The sequence below is a fragment of the Armatimonadia bacterium genome, assembly GCA_039679385.1.
GTDB lineage: Bacteria > Armatimonadota > Zipacnadia > Zipacnadales > JABUFB01 > JAJFTQ01.
This window is the reverse complement of the sequence record JBDKVB010000143.1, coordinates 62097-83105: the sequence shown is the minus strand read 5'-3', so window position 1 is coordinate 83105 and position 21009 is coordinate 62097. Positions and strand designations below refer to the sequence as shown.

Genomic DNA, 21009 nt, shown 5'->3' with positions numbered 1-21009 from the left:
TTTGGCCTCTGCCGTTCCCCTCTCCACCGCGTGGAGAGGGGAACAAAGGGGGTGAGGTGCCGTTGCCGTTACGTGGACTCCTGGGCTACTCCTGGTCCTCCTTCGGGCCGGTCACACCTTCCAGCATCTCCTGGTGCCGCTCACACAGACCGGCCTTCGGTCCGCACTGGGCCGCCATCATCTCCGGCTGCGTGCGCGCATTGAACAGTCGGCAGCCCGGGTCGTCGCAGAAGGCCTCGCCGAACATCCGGTGCATGCAGGCCATCAGCGCATAGCCCTTGCAGACCTCATTCAGCCGCGGGTCGCCGTAGCCCAGGGTGCAGCTCGCGAAGTCCTCGGCCAGGTCCTCCAGCGCTTCCGTGTCCATCCCGAGCATCGCCAGTTGGGCTCGCCGGTACTCATACTCCCGGGGCTTGGCCAGTGCCTCGACCAGCCCTGTCGTCGACACGATCGCCGGGTCGCCGAGGCAGATCGGCTGGAGCTGGAATAGCGTCTTCTCCTCCCGCCACGAGCCGATCAGGTTCTCGGTGAACACCACGTGAAGGTGATCCGGTCCGGCCTCCGTCTCCTCAGTCAGCAGCCGCAGGATCGCCTGGTAGGCCGCCGCGTCGAACACCAGGCCCAGGTCCTCGCTCTTGTAGGTGCCGACCGAGCCGCCGCCGACAATCACCTCCAGGTCCTTGACCTGGGCACGCTCGAACTGCTTGAGCATCTCGCGCTCCAGCTCGGTCCGCTGCTGAGGAGTGAAGCGCCGGAACTGGTGGGTGACGAAGTCGGCCCTGGGCTGGACCTCAACCGACGGGAACTGCGAAGCGATGAACCCGCCAATCTCGTCAACGTCCAGGCCCGCCGCATCGGGCTCATCATATAGATAGATCTGGCTGATTGGTTGATAGGAGGTCATGACAAGCTCACAAAGAACGAGATATTGGGTTGACAACGGGTCACGAGGGCCGGTCGCGCTATTCGGGATCAGCCTGTGCCTTACCTATCCTATCGGCCGCCGGTCGGCCATGCAAGAGGTACCAGCTCTTCGCGACTGAGATGCTGTTGCCCCGCTGAGCTGCCCTTTCCTTGACTTAACCGACCCACTCTCCTATATTGACCTTTGTGATACCCTCGCAGCAGCAGCCTGATCCGACGCCTCCAGCACGCCCGGCCGGTGATGCTCGACAGCGGCCGGTGCAGCCCTTCGCCATCGCGCGGCTGTCCGACGTTGTCCCCATCTCCCTACTGGAGACCTTCCAGGCCGGCCTCGCCACTCAGCACAAGACGGCCGTAGCCATTCTGGAGCCTTACGGGGAGGGCTTCCGCTACATCACGCCCTGGAACCAGGCGGAGAGCCGATCACGCCTGTGCACACTCATGGGCACCGCCCCTGAGGGCGAGCGTCGCTGCCGCGAGTGTGACCTTGCCGTGGCTCGGGAGCTTCTCGACCAGGGACCCGAGGCGACCGCAAGCTGGTGCCGCTGCCATCTGGGCGTCGCCGAGGTCGCCATCCCCATCATCGTCGCCGATCGTGTAGTCGCGGTGTTCCTCACGGGCCAGTACCGTCTGGAGGGCACCGACGACGACCTCCGTGCCCATGTTCGCGGGATCGCCGCTGAGACTCCCGGCCTCGACGCCGACGAACTGTACCAGGCTGCCGAGGAGCTCCAGGCGGTCAGCAAGGACGGCATGGCCCAGGTCGTCGCCACCTTCGAGCAGCACGCCGGGGCGATCGCCAAGCTGGGGCAGGACCGCTGGGATGTCGAGCGCCGTCTGCGCCAGGAGTTGCTGCTCACAGAGCTCATGATGGAGCTCAGCTTGCCCTGCGCCAACCACCGCGAGCTGGAGGCTCGACTCGCCGGGGTTCTGGGGCGGATCAACGACTTCTTCCGCCTCCGCTACAGCGTCGTCTACACCCAGAGCTTCCCGCGGGCGCAGGAGCTTTCGGCCATCGCCTGCTCCGGCGACTGTGGCGAGCCACCCTTGCCCAGTCTGCGCTTGCCCGCCCGCCCACCCCTGGGCGGTGGTGAGGCTACCTTTGCCATCTGCACCGACACCGACGCCATCGCAGCCTTCCTCCACAGCATCTCGCCTGAGAAGCCGCCCTTCACGGACGCCCAGGCTCTGATCTGCGACTTCGGCGAGGCCGGGGAGCGCTCTACGGTCACCATCTTCGGCCCGCAGCTTCCCGGACACACCGAGACGCTGCTGCGGACCGCCGGTGACGATTTCCTGGAGCGCTTCCACTTCGAGGTTGGGATGCGGGCCCGCAATGCCCGCCTGCTCCTCGACCTCCAGCAGGCCAACGCCGACAACACGCAGTTTCTCGCCCAGACCACCCACGAGATCAACGCGGGCCTGCAGACCATTGTCGAGGAGAGTGAGTGGCTGCAGTTCTACGTGCAGGACATGGCTCATCTCGATGACCAGGAGATACTGGAGCCCATCGAGCGCATCCTCAGCGAGGTCCTGCGTCTCGGCGCTCGTGCTCGCTCTTCTCTGTTCCATCTGCGCGGAGGGATGCCCCACACCGAGTACAAGCTTCTGGCCTCCCATCCGCTGGACAGGCTGGTGGCCACCTGCGTCGAGCCCTTCCGCACCGTTGCACAGGCCCGCAATATCCACATCCAGATCGATGAGAGCGTCCGCAAGCTCCCCCATGCCGCCTTCGACTGGGAGATGCTCAAGATCGCTCTCATGAACCTGATCGACAACGCGGTCAAGTACTCGCACTTCAACCGCACCATCCGTATCTATGGCTCCCGCTACGATGGCCAGATCCGCATCTCCGTAGAGGACTTCGGCCTCGGAATCCCGGAGGCCGAGTACACCCGCATTTTCCAGCCCTACGTCCGCGGGAGCCAGCGTGATCCCCGTCGCTTCATCTGGGGCAGCGGTCTCGGCCTTGCGGTCGCCCGGGAGATCGTGCAGACTCACGGCGGCGATATCGAGGTCAAAAGCGTGTCGACCGCGAAGGAACCCGTCAGAGACCCTGCCCACGCTTGGGAGAACCACATTACCACCTTCACGATTCGTTTGCCGCTGCGACAGGAGGAGTAGCCATGGGCAGGCGCGCCCACGTGCTGTTCATCGAAGACGAAGAGTACCGCAATGACAAGATGATCCGTTTCCTGAGGGCCAACGGGTTGGAAGTCAGCCTTGCCGGAACCCTCAGCGAAGCCCTGTCGGCGGCTCAGTCCGGCAACTACGGCTGTATCCTGCTCGATGTCATGATCCCGCCCGGGGAGGGCGAGAACAGCGAGTCCGAGGCCCTCACTGCCGGTGTCGAGTTCCTCCGTCGCTTGCGGGGCGGAGCCCTGCCCGGCGCCGATGCTCAGACCCCCGTCATCGTCCTCACAGGGCGCCCCGAGGCGGCTGTGGAGGAAGAGATGCGGGCTCTGGGCCTGGATGCCTTCCTCAACAAGCCCGAGAGCATGAAGGTCGTTCTGAGCACCATCCAAAAGGCGATTGCATGACGCTGTTCGAGTAGCCGGGCCTGGTCGCGACTCCCCTGCGGAACCGCGCCCTTCCCGGTCTTGCCCGCTGCCCTTGAGCTGTCACGCCACAAGCCTTGTCTACGCGTAGGAGAGCAAACCATGTACCCACTGAGTCAAGGTGACATGAGCAATCTTGTTGTGGACATGCTGACCCACCAGGCCTTCATCGCCGGCCTCACCCACATCCCTGAGATGATGGAGGGCGAAGGCCTTACCTTCCAGGAGAGCCTCCTGCGTGTCCTCGTCGAAACCTGTGAGTCGGAGTTCGCCTTCGCTGCCATCCATACACCCGCCGATGGCACGCTGCGACCCTTCGTCTCCTATCCTGAGCCGACACCGATCGAGATCCCGCATCAGCTCGACAATGCCTATCTGCGCGCCGTGGTGGAGGCCGAGCGCCATGACACCGTCCGCAACGGAGAGGACCCGGGCAAGCAGTTCCTCCCCGGTCTGCGAAATGCGCTGCTGGTCCCTTACCGCCACCGGGGTGCGCTTTGTGTCGTCTGCATCTGCAACCGTGACCCGGAATCCTACGCGCGACCCGGTCTGGGCGTTCCCTTCATCAGCTACGAGGTGAAGATGGTCCAGGCGCTGCTGCAGCTTCGACCGATCTAGCGGCTTCGCCTGCGCTCTCCAAAGCCCTGTGCCTCTCTCACGGAGCCTAGTACGAGGAAAGGAAACCCAATCCCATGATCCCCTCCGATGCCACAATCCCGCAGCTTCGTGAGCGCCTCGCACAGATCATCAAGGAGCGCGCCCTGGCCCTCGGTGACTTCAGGCTGGCTTCGGGCAAGAGGAGCAACTACTTCATCGACGGCAAGCAGGCCACTCTCGATGCCGAGGGCGTCTACTGCCTGGCACGCCTCCTCCTCGCTGAGATCGCCGACGACAAGATCGACGCCGTCGGCGGCATGACCCTCGGGGCCGATCCCATCGTCGGAGCCACCCTTGGCGTCGCTGCCTCGATGGGCATCCCTCTTCGTGGCTTCATCGTCCGCAAGGAGCGCAAGGAACGCGGCATGGAAGATCAGGTCGCCGGTCCCCTGCGCGATGGCGACCGCGTCGTCATGGTGGAGGACGTCGTCACCACCGGCGGCATGACCCTCAAAGCCATCGAGGCCGTTGAGCGCGAGCGAAACGTGGACATCGTCAAAGTGATTGCGATGGTCGACCGACTCCAGGGCGCTCAGGCGGCGGTCGAGGCCGAGGGCTTCGCGCTCAAGTCCATCTTCACCATCGAGGAACTCGGCATCAAGCCCGTCGTCCAGTAGTCTCCCAACAGGAGTCTTGGCATGCTGCGCAGGTCGCTGAGCACCCCACAGGATAGCCGAGTCCAGTGCTTCTTGACCTTTGCCCTCATGATCGGCGTTGCCCTTCTCTCCCTCTCGCAGGGAGTGGCGCAGGAGCCGAAGGCCATGCCTGCATGGGACCCGTACAGTGACACCTGGGTAGCGACAGACGGCCTGGGACGTGCCCTTCCCGGACATGACCAGGTCGGTTCGCCGCGCCCGGGCAAGTACGTCGGCATCTTCTACTTCCTCTGGCTCGGCCAACACAGCAGGCAGGTCTACGACAACTCGAAGATCCTCGCCGCCAATCCACAGCAGCCGACCTGGGGACCGGAGCACGCCTTCCACTTCTGGGGCGAGCCGCTCCTCGGCTACTACCGCAGCGAAGACGAGTTTGTCCTGCGCAGGCATGCCCAGATGCTGGCCGCTGCCGGCGTCGATGTCGTCTTCTTCGACGTCACGAATGCCTTCACGTATGACAGCGTCCTCGAGAGTCTCTTCCGCGTCTACGAGGACCTCCGGCGCAGCGGCCAGGCAACGCCGCAGATCGCCTTCATGACTCACGCCCGCAGCGGGGAGCTCACGCAGCGCCTCTACGACAGCCTCTACGCCAGGGGCCTGCACCGCGACCTCTGGTTCCTGTGGAAGGGCAAGCCGCTGATCCTGGCCACTCCCGGCGAGCTCACTCCCGCTCTCGCCGACTTCTTCACCGTCCGCGAGTCCTGGGCTTGGACGAATCCCGGCGGCTGGTTCGGCGACGGTAAGGACAAGTGGCCCTGGGTCGATCACACGCCGCAGGGCTTCGGCTGGCATGACGACCCGACCAGGCCCGAGCAGATCTGCGTCTGTGTCGCCGAGCATCCCACCTCCAACATCGGCCGCAGCTTCCACGATCGCAAGCAGCCCGGACCCGGCGAGATCACTCCCGAGCGTGGCCTCTACTTCGCCGAGCAATGGGAGCGCGCACTCCAGGTTGACCCGGAGTTCGTCTTCATCACCGGCTGGAACGAGTGGGTGGCCCAGCGCTTCATCAACAAGGGCAACGTCGGCTTTCTCGGCCGCAAGGGCAATCCCGGCGACACTTACTTCGTCGACCAGTACAACCAGGAGTTCAGCCGCGACGCCGAGCCCATGAAGGGCGGCCACGGCGACAACTACTACTACCAGATGATCGCCGGGATCCGCCGCTTCAAAGGCGTCCGTCCTCTTCCTCCTGTCGCACCCCATCCCATCCGCATCGACGGCAACTTCGACGACTGGTCCGCCGTCCGGCCCGAGTTCCACGACCACCTCGGCGATCCCGTTCGCCGCGATCATGACGGCTGGGAGGGCGCCGGCCGCTACGTGAATCAGACCGGCCGCAACGACCTCGTCGCTGCGAAGGTGAGTTGCGACGCCGAGACCGTCTACTTCTACGCTCGCACCCGTGAGCCACTGTCGTCCTGCACCGATCCGGCGTGGATGATGCTGTTCCTCGACGTCGACCACAACCCGGCGACAGGTTGGCTGGGCTACGACTTCGTGGTGAACCGCACCGGCGTGCGTCCACAGGCAACAAACCTCGAGCGCAACCTCGGCGGTCGTTACGAGTGGACCGGCCCCGTCGAGCTTCCCCTGCGAGTCGCCGGCTGCGAGTTGGAGCTGGCGGTTCCCCGTGCGGCGCTTGGGCTGCCTGCAAGCTCCGCGACCATCGACTTCAAGTGGGCCGACAACCTGGCCCAGACCGGCGACTGGTCAGACTTTGCCCTCAACGGCGACTGCGCCCCGGACGATCGTTTCAACTTCCGAGCCCAGTTGCCCTAACCGCGCTGACGCCTCAGGACACCTGACAGCTCTGGAGGGGTTCGCATGGATCGGCTGCTCTTCGTGGCTCCACTGTTCCTACTTCCCGTGCTGACTCTGGCGCAGGACACGACGCAGGTGGCGCTGACCGTCGATCCCGGCCGGGTCCTGCACCAGGTCGATGAGCGCATCTACGGCCACTTCCTCGAGCATATCTACCACTCGGTGAACGGCGGGCTCTGGGGGGAGATGGTCTGGAATCGCAGCTTCGAGGACGGCCCCGGCGTAGGTGGCTGGCAAGTGCGCGGCAACGCTGTCAGCCAGCAGGGCGCCGGCACGAACCTGCGACTGTCCTTTGGCGATGCGGACTGGAAGGACTACGACTACACCCTTGAGGCCCGCAAGACCGGCGGCAACGAGGGCTTCCTCCTCCTGTTCCGCGTAGCTGGTGACGACGACTTCTACTGGCTCAACTTCGGCGGCTGGAGCAACACGCGTCATGCTCTGGAACGCGGCATCAAGGGCGGCGGTCGCTGGGGCGTCATCAAGGACCTCGGCCCCGGAAGCATCGAGACCGGGCGCTGGTATAGGATCCGCCTCCGTTGCGAAGGGCGCCATCTCCAGGCGTGGCTCGACGACCGTCTCGTGCTCGACTTCACCGACGACCAGAAAGCGCACCTATCCGGTCGCGTCGGGGTCGGTACCTGGGCGACCCAGGCCGAGTATCGCAACTTCAAGGTCACCAGGCTCGACGGCAGGGTCCTCTTCAGCGGTCTGCCGCCCATCGACAACACCGGCGCCTTCGGAGCCCGCTTCTGGTCCATCTACGGCACGGGCGAGGTCGTGGCTGACTCCGACCGGCCCTTGAACAGCAGCGTCTCCGTCCGCTTGGCCGCCGAGCGTGGTGAGTGCGGCATCCAGCAGCAGCCCTTCTCCCTGCGCGAGAATGTCACCTACCGCGGCTCCGTGTGGGCCCGCGGCAGCTCCTCCCTCGGTCTGGTCCTGCGCCTTCGCAACGGCACCAAGACGCTGGCACAGGTCAACCTCGGTAGGCCCTCCGCCGAGTGGCGCGAGTTCCCCTTCGAGTTCCTCGCCCCCGAGACCGTCGACGCCGCTACTTTGCAGGTCGGTCTACTGGGTCGCGGTCGCGTCTGGGTGGATCAGGTGAGCCTCATGGGTGACGAGGCCGCTGCTACGGGTGGCTATCGCCCCGACCTGCTCAAGGCTGTCGCCGACCTTCGTCCACCCGTGATTCGCTGGCCTGGAGGGTGCTTCGCCGAGTACTACCGCTGGAAGGACGCCCTTGGCCCGCAGAGTCAGCGCCGCAGCTACCCCGTCTCCATCTGGGACGATGTCGACGTCAACTCCTTCGGCGTGGATGAGTTCGTCCAGATGTGCCGCAAGGTCGGCGCCGAGCCCCTCATCGTCATCAACACCGGGCGTCACGACAGCACCACGCCTCAGGCTCAGTATGTTCAGGAGGCCTGCGACTGGATCGACTATTGCAACGGGCCTGCTACCTCAAAGTGGGGGAAGGTCCGCACGGCCAACGGTCATCCGGAGCCCTACAACGTGCGGCTGTGGGAGATTGACAACGAGACCTGGAACCTCGGAGCGGAGCGCTACGTCGAGCTGGTCAAGACCTTCGCACCGGCCCTGCGCAAGACCGACCCCAAGGTGCAGATCCTCGTCTGCGGGGGCTCCGGCACGAACCCGGCGGGCAACAACGACTGGAACGCCAAAGTGCTGAAGGGCTGCGGCGAGCTCTTCGACTACCTCAGCATCCACCACTACGAGAACCCCGATCGGTACGCCGACGGGCCTCGCGTCTATGAGAACCTCTTCCGCAAGCTGGGCGAGATGATCGCCGCTTCGCCGAACCCAAAGGTCCAGGTCTTCGTTTCGGAGTGGAATGCGCAGAGCACCGACTGGCGCACCGGCCTCTACTGCGGGGGCTTGCTCAATGCCTTCGAGCGCTGCGGCGACGTGGTGACGATGGGCAGCCCGGCACTCTGGCTGCGGCACGTCTCTGCCACCGCCTGGGACAATGCCCTCATCAACTTCGATCAGGGCACCTGGTTCCCGGCGCCCAACTACGTCGTCATGAAGCTGTGGCGTGACCACTTCGCGCCGGATCTGATTGCCGTTGAGGGGGGGCCGCAATCGCCGCTGAACGTTGCCGCCACCGCCACTCCTGACAGCCGCACCGTCTACCTCAAGTGCGTCAACCCGACGCCGCAGATAGCGACGGTAGTGGTGACGCTGAAGCCGCCCTACAGCGTGCGCAGCGCAGCCCTGGAGCTCGTGAGCCCCGGCGACCTAAAGGCGCGCAACAATCTCGTTTTGTCCCACAAGGTCACCACGGCCGGCGCACCCACAACGGTCGCGGGCAGAGTGGTCGTCTTCACTATGCCGGCCCTGTCCGCAGGCGTCCTGACTTTGCAGGCGCCCTAGGCGTCCTTGCCTTACTCCCCGCGATCCAGCAGCGCCTGGGTCTCGGGGAAGCTCGGGATGCCGGTCCGTCCACCGAGCGCCCGGCATTTGAGCGCGGAGACCGCCGAAGCGAAACGCAGGTTCTGGGCCAGCTCATAGCCCAGCGTCAGCCCATAGGCGAAGGCGCCGTGGAAGACGTCCCCGGCGCCGGTCGTATCGATCACCTTGTCCATGCGGAAGGCTGGCTGATGGTGGAGTTGGTCTTCGACGAAGGCCACTGAGCCCTCCACACCGCGCGTCACAATCAGCAGCTTCCCCAACTGCCGGTGCAGCGAACGACCCGCCTCCAGCGGATCGGCAATCCCCAGGGCCTGCATCGCGTAGTCCTGCGGCAGGATCGGGTAGTCGCACAGCTCCAGCAGTCGCATCTTGTCGGCGCTGGGACGCTCGATGTCCAGCACCGTCGGGATGCCCTCTTCGTGCGCCCACTCGGCGGCTTGCAGCGCCGCGTCGACGTGGTTGCCGTCGATCATGAGCGCCCGGCAGTCCATGAGCGCAGTTCGGTCAAGGTCCTTCGGCTGCAGACGTCCCACCGTCGGCGGCTTCCAGAAGATGCTGCGGTGTCCGCTCCCCTGCTGGGCCACACAGAAGGCGAACTGCGAGGCGCCGCCGGCAACGACCTGCAGGTGCCCGGTATCCACGCCTTCGCGGGCAAACTCCCTCAGGTTCTTGTCGCCGTACTCGTCATCGGCCACGCGACCCCAGATTGCCGCCTTCCCGCCAAGCCGTGCCACAGCGACGGCCGCCGTGCCCGCCAGTCCGCCTCCCTGCTCAACCAACTCGCCGAGAATCTCCTTCTCGTCGAGGGCAGGATAGCGCGTCACCGTTCCCAGCACATCCCAACACACGCCGCCGACTGCAATGACGTCAAAGCTCTTGTCGCCGCTCATCCTTACCTTCTCCAGACATGGCGGGACGGCGCCGTCAGCGCCGTCCAAGGGTGCAAGTGGCAGGCAGTCTCAAGGCGGGGCTCAGGCCAGGTCAACCGCCTGACCGGTCCGCACCGATGCCAAAACCGCATGGGAGACCCGCAGCGCCGTCAGCCCATCCTCCGCAGAGAAGGGAATCGGCAGATCTTCGCGGATGGCTTGCGCGAAGGCCTCCAGTTGCCGCAGTTGCGCATCCGCCTCGAGTCCGGTGAACTTCTCCTCGTGACCCCGCTTCGTTACCAGCGTCACCTCGGTGGGGTTGTCGAGACGAATCACCCCGCGTGAGCCCAGCACATCCTCCAGAGCACCCGTCTCCACTCCCTGCGGCAGCCCCCAGGTGATGCTCATGACGCCGATGTCACCGCTCGCAAAGCCCACGATCAGGTTCACCGTGTCTGTCGCAAGGTCGGCGCCGGACATCTCTCCGGCGCCCTCCGAGAGGGTCAGCCCCGAAGCCCGCACTCGGACCGGCTCACTGCCGAAGATGAAGCGCATCTCGTCGAAGTAGCGACTGCACAGATCAATGACGGGACCGCCGCCGCTGTACTTGTCCATGACCCACAGCCTGTGCAGACGCTCTCCACCGCTGACGTAGCGGTACACGCAGGGCCTGCCGAGGGCCTCCGCCTGAATCAGCTCCCGGGTCTTCAAAACCTGACCCAGGTAACGTCTGCACAGACCGACGCCCAGCTTCACCCCGGCGCGGTCACGACTGGCGATCATCGACTCTGCATCCTCGATGCTCACCGCAAGCGGATTGGCGCACAGTACGTGGTACCCGCGCCCCATCGCCGCTTCCGCACACTCACGACGCAAGTCCGAGGGCACCACCACCGACACGACGTCGATCCCCGGCTGTGCGAGGGCCTCCCGGTAGTCCTCATGCCACGAGTCAAATCCGTACTTCACCTGCGACGACCGACAGCGCACAATGTCGGGGTCCGCAACACTAACGAGCCTGACCTCCGGAACCTTCAGCCAGCTCTCCGCCTGAGTGGCACCCAGGTCACCAGCACCAATCACACAGATCCCCAGGGGCGTCATCCCGCTTCCTCCCATCAGGAACGTGAACAAGCTCAGGCCGTGGCCTGTCCAGCCCGTCACCCGTCCGTATCCCCCGGAAGTGCGTCGCTCTCGCCAGCGCTCGTCTCGGTCGTAAGGTGCACGCCGCCCTCTGTCACCCGCAGAATAACATACAGTTCGCTACCTGGGCCGCAGTTACCTGCGTCTGGCGAAGATACAAGGCGCAGCGTTGTTCGCCCTGGAGAGGGTATGCTATACTTCGAATCCGTTCCAGTGCCAGTGAGAGCACAAGGCCCCTCTGGCGGGCCATCGGCGACCCGATGCCGGGAGGTGAGACAGGGTCTTGGCCAGGCCTGAATCTGCAGTCGGTTCCGAGGAGAGGCGTGTCTGGACGGCCCAGGGCCTCCTTCCCCTGGTGCTTGGTGTGTGCTTGATCGTGGCTGCGGCCCTTGAGACGCCGGCCGTCCTGGGCATCCTCGACCGGGCTACGGTCAGTGTGCGACCGGCAACTCCCGAGGAAGCTCCCAGTCCCGCTCACGCCGGCCATACCCTTGTGGGTCGACCGGACGACACGCCTTCCGCGCTGCCTCTCCTGCAGACCCTTGGCCTGCGTCTGCTGCTGCTCGGCGTCCTGGTTGCCCTGGGTGGTGGTCTCGTCGCCTGGGGTCTATGCCTGGTGCTGCCGCGAGTGCGCGCCAAGACGCCACCTTCGGATGGCTAAGCGCAAGACGGACGTCAAGCAGTTCCGTGCCCGCGTTCATGGCCGCGTGCAGGGCGTTGGATTTCGCTACTTCGTCCAGCGTGAGGCCGTCCGGCTGGGCCTCAAGGGCTTGGTGCGCAACCTCGCCACCGGACAGGTCGAGGTCGTCGCCCAGGGCTCGCCCGAGGCGCTGCAGGAGCTCCTCGAGAAGCTCTATGAAGGCCCGGCGCTGGCCTGGGTTCAGCGCGTCGTCGTCGACTGGCAGGAGCCCGACAAGTCCCTCCTCGGATTCCAGGTCCAGTCCTCAACCTGGTGAATACATGCCGCCTCTTGTTTCGGTCATCATCGTCAACTGGAACACCAAAGACCTGCTGCGAGCCTGCCTGGAGTCCCTGCCCTGGGATAGCCCGGCCCTCAGGGTCGAAGCCGTCGTCGTCGATAACGGCTCGCAGGACGGTAGCCCCGAGATGGTCCGTACCGAGTTCCCGGCCGTGCGCCTCCTGTGCAACGACGACAACCTCGGCTTCGTGAAGGCTAACAATCAGGGGCTCGCAGCCGCGCAGGGCGACTACCTGTTCATGCTGAACAGTGACACCGAAGTCCGCCCAGGCTGCCTCGAAGAGCTGGTGGAGGTCCTCGAGCAAGACCGTCGCTACGGCGCCGCCGGTGCACGCCTCACCAATCCCGACGGCTCCTACCAGTTCTCCGCTTCCGAGTTCCCGCCCTACTTCCTGCGTCTGCTTCCCGGTGTCTTCGAGGCCCGGCGCATCGAGGTGGTGAACCGCCGAATGGCCGCCATGACGGAGCCCTGTGTGGTCGACTGGCTCGTCGGGGCCGCCCTTATGATGCCGCGCCGGGTGCTGGAAGAGGTGGGGCCGCTTGACGAGCGTTACTTCATGTGGCTCGATGATATCGACTGGGGGCGCAAGCTCCACCGCGCCGGCTATCAGGCGGTGCATGTGCCCGCTGCCCTCGTCCTTCACCGCGGCCGACAGTCGGGGGCGAAGGTCGAGAACGCCCAGCTCATCGCCCAGATTCTCGAAAGCGAGTACACTTACTGGCGGCTGAACTACGGACGGCCGGCGACCGCCCTGATGTACCTGGTCCGCTGGGCACGGACTCGTCTCCAGCTCCTGCGCCCGGGTGGCGCCGAGCGCACGATGCGCTCCCGAACCATGGTCGACTACTACCGGCGCAACTTCGGTCGGCTTTTGCGCGACGAGTTTCGCTATGGCATCCAGGGTCCGCCGCGCAACCAATCCCCTTCATCACCCTGACCTGACACATACTGACAGGTCCTAAGGACACCCCCAGGTGGTCAAATGTCCGAACCAAAGCCCATCCGCGACAACTGGTGGCGCCGATTCTTCGAGAGCGACGAGTCGCTGGACCTGTCCTTCTTCCCCGACGAGCGCGAGACGGCGCGTGAGATTCGCGGTCTCGAGAAGCTCCTTGCCCTGCAGCCCACCGACCTGATCGCCGACGTCTGCTGCGGCTACGGACGCCACACTCTGGGCCTCCTGGAGAAGGGCTATCAGGTCGTCAGCCTGGACGCTTCGGAGATGATGCTGCGGGGTGCGGCCAAGGTGCTGCAGGCCTCCGGACACGCGTCTCGCCTCGTGAGAGGGGATGCGGCGGCCCTGCCCTTCCGGTCAGAGAGTCTGGACGTCGTCGTCAACCTCTTCAACAGCTTCGGCTACTTCCTCGAGGAGGGCCAGAACGTGGCAGTCCTGCGTGAGGCGGCACGGATCCTCAAGCCCGGCGGCCGCTTCCTCCTCGACACCCGCAATCGCCAGTACCAGATCCTCTACGCGCCCTACCACCAGCTCGTAACGACCTCCGACGACAAGCAGTACCTCATGCGCTGCCACTATCACCGCGAGTTGCGACGCCTCGACAGCCGCTGGAGTCTCCCCGAGGATCCCGACACCATCATCCACGAGGCCTCGATCCGCCTCTACGGCGTCGAGGAGTTGCAGGAGCTCATCACCGGCGTTGGGCTGGAGGTCAAGGGGATCTACGGCGATTACCTTGGTGAGGACTTCGAGGGCTGGCAGCGGCAACTGCTCTTCGTCTGCCGCAAGAACTAGAGCCGGGCGTCAGTGTGGGGGAGAGGTTGCGCGGGAAAGTCTAGGCCCAAAAACAAAAACACGGCGGCCCTGAGGACTTCCCCTCTTCGGCCGCCGTGCCTGTTATCCACTTCGGTGCTGGTGCCTGGGTCCGGGCTCTATCCGCCGACGATGATCCGTCCCTGGCCGGTGTAGCTGACTGACCCTCGCGCGGTGATATAGCGGTCGATCAGTCGCGCTGCTCCTTCGGTCCCGGTGCGCACTCGCCTGGCGCCATCAAAGACGGTGAAGTACCCCGAGCCGCCGGCGGCCAGGCTCTCCGGCATGGCGACCTCATAGCTGGCCGCGTCGTCGATCTCGGTGAAACCCGCGCGCAGAGACTTGATCCGTCGTCCACGCGTCGCGTCCGGGTCATAGACCAGCGTGAGGCCGGAGACCTGCAGGAAGAAGGTCCGTGGCGTAGGCGCAAAGGACACCGAGCGCTCCAGGGCCTGGCGGATCTGCGTGCCTGTGAGACTGAGGACCGCCCAGCTTTCGTTGGGGTCATACAGCAAGGACGCGATGTCCTGCTGCGTTACCTGTCCGGCTGGGATCATCCCCTGCTTGAAGACGACGGCGGGTGTCAAAGCGATGGTGCTTCCGGCCGCATCACACAGGGCGTCCGTGGTCAGGTCGCCAAAGGTCGCTTCTTCTGCCTGAATGTTCTCGGTAGTCAGCGCGTTGACGGTTTGGCCTGCTGCAAGTGCCCAGGAAGTGACGGCCAGGCTCAGCCCCATCACCACTGCCAATGTGCGGAGGGTTGTCATACACCCTCACCACCTTGCCCAGCTAACCACTGCAGATAGGCCCGAATGAAGACCTGCAGATCGCCGTTCAGAACCCCTGTGACGTCTGACGTCTCCACTCCGGTCCGATGGTCCTTGACCATCGTATACGGCTGCATCACATAGCTTCGAATCTGGTTCGCGAAGGCGATGTCGCCCTTCTCGCCTCGCAGCCCCTGTATCTCTTGACTGTGTTTGCTTTGCTCAAGTTCATACAAGCGGGCCTGCAGAATCTGCATGGCCGTCCGCTTGTTCGAATGTTGAGACCTCTCATTTTGACATTGTACCACAATGCCCGTGGGGATATGCGTGATTCTGACGGCGGAGTCGGTCTTGTTCACGTGCTGACCGCCCGCGCCACTGGACCGGTAGGTATCAACCCGCAGGTCCTCCTCACGGATCGGGAGCTCGTCCTCCTCCGCCACCTCAGGAATCACATCCACCGAGGCGAAGCTCGTATGGCGGCGCTTGGAGGAGTCAAAAGGCGACAGACGCACCAGGCGATGAACGCCCGCTTCCGCCTTCAGATACCCGTAGGCCATCGGGCCGCTGACCCGCGCTGTCGCATTGCGGATCCCGGCCGCCTCGCCCTCCACATGCGACACCACCTCGAACCGGTAGCGCCGGTAGTTCTCAGCCCAGAAGGTGTACATGCGCAACAGCATCTCGGCCCAGTCGCAGGCCTCGGTGCCTCCTGCGCCCGCGGTGACGGTCAGGATGGCGTTGTTCCGATCATACTTGCCGCCCAGAACCGTCGACAGTTCCAGGTCGGCCATGCTGTTGCGTGCCTGCTCCAGCCCCTCCTGCAATTCCGGTTCCATTGCCTCGTCCTGCTCTTCGACGGCCATCTCGGCGAGGGTCTCGAGGTCCTCCAACTGCGCGCGCAGCTCGCTCCAGGGCTCCACTGCCTGCCGCGCCTGGTTCACCTTCTGCATGTGCTTCTGGGCCGTCTCCGGGGCATCCCAGAAGCCAGGCTCCTCCGCGACCTTCTCTAGCTCGTCCAGCTCGCGACGGCGCCGGGCCAAGTCAAAGACGATTCCCCATTTCCTCCAGGGACTTGCGCAGTTGTGCAATCTGCTCGTGGGTCTCCATTAGCATCTGTGCGTGCCTCCACGTCCCGCTACGGGTTGCAGGTTCGCGGCGCCGGACTCCAAAGCCACGCCGGCCTGACTTCGATCGGCAGCTACCGGTTGGCGGTCGTCAACCCGCAGCACTTCTTGTACTTCTTGCCGCTGCCGCAGGGGCAGGGATCGTTGCGCCCCGGTTCCTTGTCGCGCTTCACATAGGTGTGACCGCGACCGTCCCGGTGGTCCTGGGCAGCCTCGGTCATGGGCGTGCCCTGCTCCATGTCCTGGACTTCCACGCCCTTCTGCTCCACGGCCACCTCGGTAAGGAACATGGCCTTGGTCACGTCCCGGGCGATGTGGTCCAGGAGGCCGTCGAAGTACTCGTAGGCTTCCTTCTGGTACTGCATGAGCGGGTCCATCTGCCCGTAGGCTCGCAGACCCACGCTGTCGCGCAGGTAGTCCATCTCCTGCAGGTGCTGCATCCAGTTCGTATCAATGACCCGCAGCAACCAACTGCGCTCGATCTGCCGCATCAGCTCCGAGCCAATGGTCTCCTCGCGCTCAGCATACATCCCCCGCACGACCTCGCACAGGTCCTCCTCCAGGTGCGGGCCGTTCAGGTTCCACACATCCTCCACCGTCAGGCGCTGCTCGATCCCCGGCACGGATTCGGTCAAGGCCGCATGCAGCCCCTCGATGTCCCGGTCCAGATCGTGCAGGTCCTTGCTGGCATGGGTGCTCACGGCGCTCGCGATCGTCCGGTCGAGCATCCGCAGCACGCTCTCGCTGATGTCCTCGCCCATGAGCACGCGGCGGCGGTCACCATAGATGACCTCGCGCTGCTTGTTCATCACATCGTCATAGCGCAAGGTGTTGCGCCGCATCTCGAAGTTGCGCATCTCGACTTTCTCCTGCGCGCGCTCGAGACTGCGGGTGACGATCTTGTGGACCAGCGCCTCCTCCTCCGGCCATGAGTTCAGGAAGAACCCGAACCGCTCCGGGCCGAAGAGGCGCATCAGTTCGTCTTCCAGCGAGATGTAGAACCGCGAGCTACCCGGGTCGCCCTGACGGCCCGATCGACCACGAAGCTGGTTGTCGATGCGCCGACTCTCATGGCGTTCCGTACCGAGGATGTGCAGGCCACCGGCGGCCCTCACCTTCTCCTGCTGCTCCGGATCGAACTTCCGGCCGTCCTCAGGCTTGCCACCCAGCACGATGTCAACGCCACGACCAGCCATGTTCGTCGCGACGGTGACCGCACCGGGACGACCAGCCTGTGCGATGATCTGCCCTTCCTGCTCGTGGAACTTCGCGTTCAGTACACTGTGGTCCACGCCCTCGCGTAGGACTCGCTCCAGACGTTCCCGGTAGCGTTGCCGATCCTCCGGCGGCGTCTTGTCGCTCGCCACATCCAGGAGCCGCAGCGTCGCATCGAGGTTCTCCTCGGCCGTTGGCTCCATGTCCACGCCCACGGCCTTGGCGATCGGACGCAGGTCGTGCCGGCTCAGCTCCTCGATGGGCTTGCGCAGCGTCGTCATGTATTCCTGGCGTTGTTCCTTCGTGAGCCGGGTCGCCTTCTCGTCGTAGATCTGCGCCTGACATAGCGCGACCAGGCACTGCGTCTGGATCCGATCCGCGGCCAGCCGGCTGCTCACGTACTCACTGACCTCAACCGAGCGCGTGCCGACCAGGGTCGGCTGCTCACGAACATGAGTGTTTACGATCTCGCCGACGATGGCCCGGTACTTCGCCTCGGCCGTCTTGTAGACCACGTCCGGCGAGTCCAGGCGCTTCACAGGTACGTTCGTCGGCACCACGATGACCGGCATGTCGTAGATGCGGACGAACTCGCCCTCTTCCGTCTTCGCAGTACCCGTCATCCCGGCGATCTTGTCATAGAGGCGGAAGAAGTTCTGGTAGGTGATCGTCGCGACCGTCTGCCGCGCCTCCTCGACCCTGGCGCCTTCCTTGGCCTCGATCGCCTGGTGCAGACCGTCGGCGTAGCGCCGGCCGGGCTGCAGGTGGCCGGTGAACTCATCGACGATGATGACTTCGCCCTCTTTGACCACGTAGTGCACATCGCGCTTGAAGAGCGTGTGGGCCTTCAGCGAAGCGTTGATGTGGTGGGCGATGTCCAGGTGCTCGGGATCGGAGAGGTTGTGGATCCCGAGCATTTTCTCGACCTTGTCCTGCCCGCGCTCGGTGAGAGCCGACTGCTGGAACTTCTCGTCGAAGATGTAGTCGCCGTTGGGCTCCTCTTCCTTGGCCTTCACGGCCTCATCATTGGTCGAGGGCTGCAGGCGGCGGACCACGCGGTCAATGGCCTCATAGAACTGCACGCTCTGCTGTGGTCGGCCGGAGATGATAAGTGGCGTCCGCGCCTCGTCCACGAGAATGCTGTCAACCTCGTCGACGATGGCGTAGGACAGGTCGCGCAAGACCAACTGCGACGGGTGACCGCACATGTTGTCGCGCAGGTAGTCGAAGCCCAGTTCGGTATTCTCGATGTAGGTGATGTCGCGTGCGTACATCTCCTGGCGGTCTGGAGCGTCCATGTCATGCTGGATGTAGCCGACCGTCATCCCCAGGAAATGGTAGACGCGACCCATCCATTCCGCCTGCCAGCGGACCAGGAAGTCATTCGTCGTGACCAGGTGTGCCCCGCGCCCGGTGAGAGCATTGAGCACCAGCGGCATGGTGGCCGTCAGGGTCTTGCCCTCTCCAGTCTTCATCTCGGCGATCTTGCCCTCGTGCAGGACGATCGCACCCATGAGCTGCACATCGTGCGGGCGTTCACCTAGCACTCGGCGTGCTGCCTCACGAGTCAGCGCGAAGGACTCCGGCAGCAGGTCGTCGGTGGTCTCGCCCTTGCGCAGACGCTCACGGAACTCCTCGGTCTTCTCGGGGAAGGCCTCGTCCGAGAGCTCGCGCATTCTCGGTTCGAGTTCGTTCACCCCGTCGACCATGCGTCGCAGGCGTTTGACGGCCTTGGCGTTCGGGTCGAACAGGCCCAGAAGGGCCGAAAGGAAAGCGGCCATATAATCGGTCTCCTGTGTGACCTAAGGTTCTTGTCGAGGGCCAGGACCAGGTCTCGGAGCAAGGACAGCCGGAGAGGGTCTGGCATCGACGCCAACCGGAAGGGTTTGTGACGGAGCTACTCCCGCGACGGCTCCTGCGTGGCAGCCGGGGGTTTCACCAGAGTGATGGGCTTGATGAACAAGCCTTCGCTCTCCATCTTCGCCTGCAACGACGACTTGGCCTCAAACCCCTTCGTGCCACCGGTCAGACCATTGAGGTTGACCCGGAGGCCCACGCGGTCGCCGACGGCCCGGTAGTAGACGCCCCAGGTGAGACAATGCTGACGCAGGTCCGCGCTCAGCTCATAGTCGCGCATGTCGTGCTCATCCACATCATAGCGTCCCCAGCCCGAGAAGCTCCACTTGTCGCTGATCCCGAAGGTCGCTCCACCGGCGAGCTCCGTCTTGATGTCCACGTCATCGAACAGGAAGGGTGTCTCGCCTGAGATGAAATGGTGGCGCAGCGTTGCGTGAGCCTGCACCCGCCAACCCAGATTGAAGCCCGCTCCCGCAAAGGCTTCGAGATCGCCGTAGGTGTCGCCGCTCGAGTAGTGGCTCAGTCGGCCTGCCAGGCCATACCAGTCGCCCCGGCGGGCTTGAAGCTGTGCAGCGTTCCCCACATAGCTAAACGCTCCGAGCACGCGTTGTTCCTTCACGCGCGGCCGCGGGGGCGTGCCTTCGACGGGCGTCTCCAGGTCTTCCTCGTAGTTGCCCAGGCTCAGGTTGAAGCTGAGGGCCGCCTTGCCGTCTCCCGTCGGCGTCACGTGGCGTGTGTAGTTGACCTCCGGGTACCGCGACAGTCCGAGACGGTCCTCCAGCCGGTCAGTGACGGCCTCCTTGCGGGTCACCTGGGCCTTCAGTTCCCAGTCGTCCGTCTTGCGCTCCGCGTAGGCGGTGCCGGTGACACCCAGACGCCGGGTGGCCATGAGGTTGGCCTGCAGGGTCCAGTCTGCCTCGGGCCCGCTGAAGCTGTGCGAGAGCGGCACGTACAGGCCCTCTCGGCTGCTGTAGCCGGGGGTTCCGAAGGGAAGACCGCTCTGTGGGCCCGCGCCGCCAAGCCCAGTACTCGCCCAGGGCGCAATCGGGATGGACAGACCATATAGGTGCAGCTTGGCATTGTTGACGGTCAGCTTCCCGTCGCTTGTGTCGTACTTGATGCGCTTGGCGCCGATGTAGTAGTGCGGGTCATCGTGGTCGCAGGTCGTGAAGCGCCCGCCGTACAGATAGGCCTTCGGCCCCGTCTGCACGACACGCCGGCCGGAGAAGTAGGCCGTGGGCCCCGGCTGGTCTGGGTTCGTCGCGGAAGGACCGAGCGCCACATAGCCCTGGGCGCGGTCCATCAGGAGCTCGCCCCGGGCTCCGTCGTACGTGAACTTGTCCCCTGCTATCAGCGCAGGACCGGCAAGTATCCTCCCGCCCTTGTCCGCACTGAAGCGGTGCTGGGCGAAGTCGGCTTCAAGCTCCTCCGCACGGATCTCTGCGCTCTGCCCGCCCAGTTCGGGCGAGGTGACCTTGATCCGCGCATCGCCCCGGACGGTCGCCCTCTGACCGTCCAGGGTGTACCGGCTCCAGTCGCCCTCCACCGAGATGTGGACTCGCGACGGCACCGTCACCGTCTGCTGAGCCCAGACGGCGCAAGTTCCCCAGGACAGGGCAAGTAACAGTTGCAGTACGGCCAGCACGCAGCTCCTCAAGAGTACTTCCCCGGAGTTGGCGGGTATGAGCAAGCCACTGACGGGTTCTGCGCGGTGCCGGTCTTCATCGTAGAGTGCAAACAGCACAAAAGGGCGCGCGCCCCAACGGCCCGCGGACTTCACCGCTACCTAATAGTCAGAACATACCTTGGAACTAGCACCAGTATACCAGAACGCTCGGAGGCGCTCAAACCGTTCCGGGACCGACCCCGGAAGTGCCGTAAGTAGAGGGGCACGGGGCCGCACCTGGCACTGACGCACTCACAGTGCTGGGAGGCCACACGGCACCTCACCCCCTTTGTCCCCCTCGCCACGCGTGGCGAGGGGGAGTCGAGCGGCAGCGAGACGGGGGTGAGGCCAAGGCCCTGGGCGCCGCACTTCTTGACGCAATCGCGGGGGCTCCGTATACTTCATGGTTAACGGACGGGTGGCCGAGAGGTCGATGGCGGCGGTCTTGAAAACCGTTGAGCGAAAGCTCCGGGGGTTCGAATCCCTCCCCGTCCGCCAGTTGCCATGAAAGCCCGCGATGATCACCATTGCGGGCTTTGCGTTCTGCCTGGCCTCTTATGTGCTCGCC

At 64.7% G+C, this 21009-nt stretch carries 17 protein-coding genes and 1 tRNA gene; 11 read left to right on the top strand and 7 right to left on the bottom strand.

All coding sequences use genetic code 11. The annotated features are described in order from the left end of the window. Positions 1-85 precede the first annotated feature (85 nt). Positions 86-904, bottom strand: coding sequence for a DUF6775 family putative metallopeptidase (locus tag ABFE16_16595; GenBank protein MEN6346924.1), 819 nt, complete (start codon positions 902-904; stop codon positions 86-88). Positions 905-1182: 278 nt separating this feature from the next. On the opposite strand from ABFE16_16595, the gene ABFE16_16590 reads away from it, so the two are divergent. The 6 genes from ABFE16_16590 to ABFE16_16565 all read left to right on the top strand — a co-directional run bounded on the left by ABFE16_16590 (position 1183) and on the right by ABFE16_16565 (position 9010). Beyond that, positions 1183-3048, top strand: a complete 1866-nt coding sequence (locus tag ABFE16_16590; GenBank protein ID MEN6346923.1) for a PocR ligand-binding domain-containing protein — start codon at positions 1183-1185, stop codon at positions 3046-3048. A gap of 2 nt (positions 3049-3050) precedes the next feature. Then, positions 3051-3464: a response regulator gene (locus ABFE16_16585; protein ID MEN6346922.1), complete on the top strand. Its 414-nt coding sequence runs from the start codon at positions 3051-3053 to the stop codon at positions 3462-3464. A gap of 120 nt (positions 3465-3584) precedes the next feature. Further along, positions 3585-4100: a hypothetical protein gene (locus tag ABFE16_16580; GenBank protein MEN6346921.1), complete on the top strand. Its 516-nt coding sequence runs from the start codon at positions 3585-3587 to the stop codon at positions 4098-4100. 74 nt (positions 4101-4174) lie between these two features. After that, positions 4175-4756: an orotate phosphoribosyltransferase gene (gene pyrE, locus ABFE16_16575; protein ID MEN6346920.1), complete on the top strand. Its 582-nt coding sequence runs from the start codon at positions 4175-4177 to the stop codon at positions 4754-4756. 21 nt (positions 4757-4777) lie between these two features. Next, positions 4778-6577, top strand: a complete 1800-nt coding sequence (locus tag ABFE16_16570; GenBank protein ID MEN6346919.1) for a hypothetical protein — start codon at positions 4778-4780, stop codon at positions 6575-6577. Positions 6578-6622: 45 nt separating this feature from the next. Further along, entirely contained in the window at positions 6623-9010 is a 2388-nt protein-coding gene (locus ABFE16_16565) for a family 16 glycoside hydrolase (GenBank protein MEN6346918.1), read from the top strand. Positions 9011-9021: 11 nt separating this feature from the next. On the opposite strand, the gene ABFE16_16560 is transcribed toward ABFE16_16565, so the two are convergent. Both ABFE16_16560 and ABFE16_16555 read right to left on the bottom strand, forming a co-directional pair. After that, a complete protein-coding gene (locus ABFE16_16560; GenBank protein ID MEN6346917.1) occupies positions 9022-9939 on the bottom strand; it encodes a PfkB family carbohydrate kinase in 918 nt (305 codons plus the stop codon). Between the two features lie 81 nt (positions 9940-10020). Further along, on the bottom strand, positions 10021-11022 hold the full coding sequence (locus tag ABFE16_16555; GenBank protein ID MEN6346916.1) for a Gfo/Idh/MocA family oxidoreductase: 1002 nt from the start codon (positions 11020-11022) through the stop codon (positions 10021-10023). Between the two features lie 322 nt (positions 11023-11344). On the opposite strand from ABFE16_16555, the gene ABFE16_16550 reads away from it, so the two are divergent. From ABFE16_16550 to ABFE16_16535, 4 genes are read left to right on the top strand one after another with little or no spacing between them, the layout of a single operon-like run. Next, positions 11345-11722 (top strand): hypothetical protein, encoded by a 378-nt coding sequence (locus ABFE16_16550; protein ID MEN6346915.1) that lies wholly within the window; start codon positions 11345-11347, stop codon positions 11720-11722. Next, positions 11715-12017, top strand: coding sequence for an acylphosphatase (locus ABFE16_16545; protein MEN6346914.1), 303 nt, complete (start codon positions 11715-11717; stop codon positions 12015-12017). Before ABFE16_16550 ends, ABFE16_16545 begins: the two co-directional genes overlap by 8 nt. A 4-nt stretch (positions 12018-12021) precedes the next feature. Beyond that, a complete protein-coding gene (locus ABFE16_16540; protein MEN6346913.1) occupies positions 12022-12978 on the top strand; it encodes a glycosyltransferase family 2 protein in 957 nt (318 codons plus the stop codon). Positions 12979-13023: 45 nt separating this feature from the next. Beyond that, positions 13024-13791: a class I SAM-dependent methyltransferase gene (locus ABFE16_16535; GenBank protein MEN6346912.1), complete on the top strand. Its 768-nt coding sequence runs from the start codon at positions 13024-13026 to the stop codon at positions 13789-13791. 137 nt (positions 13792-13928) lie between these two features. On the opposite strand, the gene ABFE16_16530 is transcribed toward ABFE16_16535, so the two are convergent. From ABFE16_16530 to ABFE16_16515, 4 genes are all read right to left on the bottom strand, one after another. Next, positions 13929-14576, bottom strand: coding sequence for a 5'-nucleotidase (locus tag ABFE16_16530; protein MEN6346911.1), 648 nt, complete (start codon positions 14574-14576; stop codon positions 13929-13931). Then, positions 14573-15692 (bottom strand): peptide chain release factor 2 gene (prfB, locus tag ABFE16_16525; GenBank protein ID MEN6346910.1). Its coding sequence is split into 2 segments (ribosomal slippage): positions 14573-15634 and positions 15636-15692, totalling 1119 coding nucleotides; the frame shifts between segments, so codons are not numbered across the junction. Before prfB ends, ABFE16_16530 begins: the two co-directional genes overlap by 4 nt. Positions 15693-15777: 85 nt before the next feature. Further along, the gene (locus tag ABFE16_16520; GenBank protein ID MEN6346909.1) at positions 15778-18699 is read right to left on the bottom strand and encodes an SEC-C metal-binding domain-containing protein; all 2922 of its coding nucleotides are present in this window, start codon (positions 18697-18699) and stop codon (positions 15778-15780) included. Positions 18700-18815: 116 nt separating this feature from the next. Next, positions 18816-20420, bottom strand: coding sequence for a hypothetical protein (locus ABFE16_16515; GenBank protein ID MEN6346908.1), 1605 nt, complete (start codon positions 20418-20420; stop codon positions 18816-18818). Between the two features lie 433 nt (positions 20421-20853). Between ABFE16_16515 and ABFE16_16510 the strand changes: the two genes are divergently transcribed. Then, positions 20854-20939, top strand: a tRNA-Ser gene (locus tag ABFE16_16510). Positions 20940-21009 lie beyond the last annotated feature (70 nt).

Excerpts from the sequence above, each read along its gene's own strand:
- ABFE16_16580 (MEN6346921.1), top strand. The coding sequence starts at position 3,585 with ATGTACCCACTGAGTCAAGGTGACATGAGCAATCTTGTTGTGGACATG.
- ABFE16_16585 (MEN6346922.1), top strand. The coding sequence starts at position 3,051 with ATGGGCAGGCGCGCCCACGTGCTGTTCATCGAAGACGAAGAGTACCGC.
- ABFE16_16540 (MEN6346913.1), top strand. The coding sequence starts at position 12,022 with ATGCCGCCTCTTGTTTCGGTCATCATCGTCAACTGGAACACCAAAGAC.
- ABFE16_16565 (MEN6346918.1), top strand. The coding sequence starts at position 6,623 with ATGGATCGGCTGCTCTTCGTGGCTCCACTGTTCCTACTTCCCGTGCTG.
- ABFE16_16545 (MEN6346914.1), top strand. The coding sequence starts at position 11,715 with ATGGCTAAGCGCAAGACGGACGTCAAGCAGTTCCGTGCCCGCGTTCAT.
- pyrE (MEN6346920.1), top strand. The coding sequence starts at position 4,175 with ATGATCCCCTCCGATGCCACAATCCCGCAGCTTCGTGAGCGCCTCGCA.
- ABFE16_16570 (MEN6346919.1), top strand. The coding sequence starts at position 4,778 with ATGCTGCGCAGGTCGCTGAGCACCCCACAGGATAGCCGAGTCCAGTGC.
- ABFE16_16560 (MEN6346917.1), bottom strand. The coding sequence starts at position 9,939 with ATGAGCGGCGACAAGAGCTTTGACGTCATTGCAGTCGGCGGCGTGTGT.
- ABFE16_16530 (MEN6346911.1), bottom strand. The coding sequence starts at position 14,576 with ATGACAACCCTCCGCACATTGGCAGTGGTGATGGGGCTGAGCCTGGCC.
- ABFE16_16535 (MEN6346912.1), top strand. The coding sequence starts at position 13,024 with ATGTCCGAACCAAAGCCCATCCGCGACAACTGGTGGCGCCGATTCTTC.
- ABFE16_16555 (MEN6346916.1), bottom strand. The coding sequence starts at position 11,022 with ATGACGCCCCTGGGGATCTGTGTGATTGGTGCTGGTGACCTGGGTGCC.
- ABFE16_16520 (MEN6346909.1), bottom strand. The coding sequence starts at position 18,699 with ATGGCCGCTTTCCTTTCGGCCCTTCTGGGCCTGTTCGACCCGAACGCC.
- ABFE16_16595 (MEN6346924.1), bottom strand. The coding sequence starts at position 904 with ATGACCTCCTATCAACCAATCAGCCAGATCTATCTATATGATGAGCCC.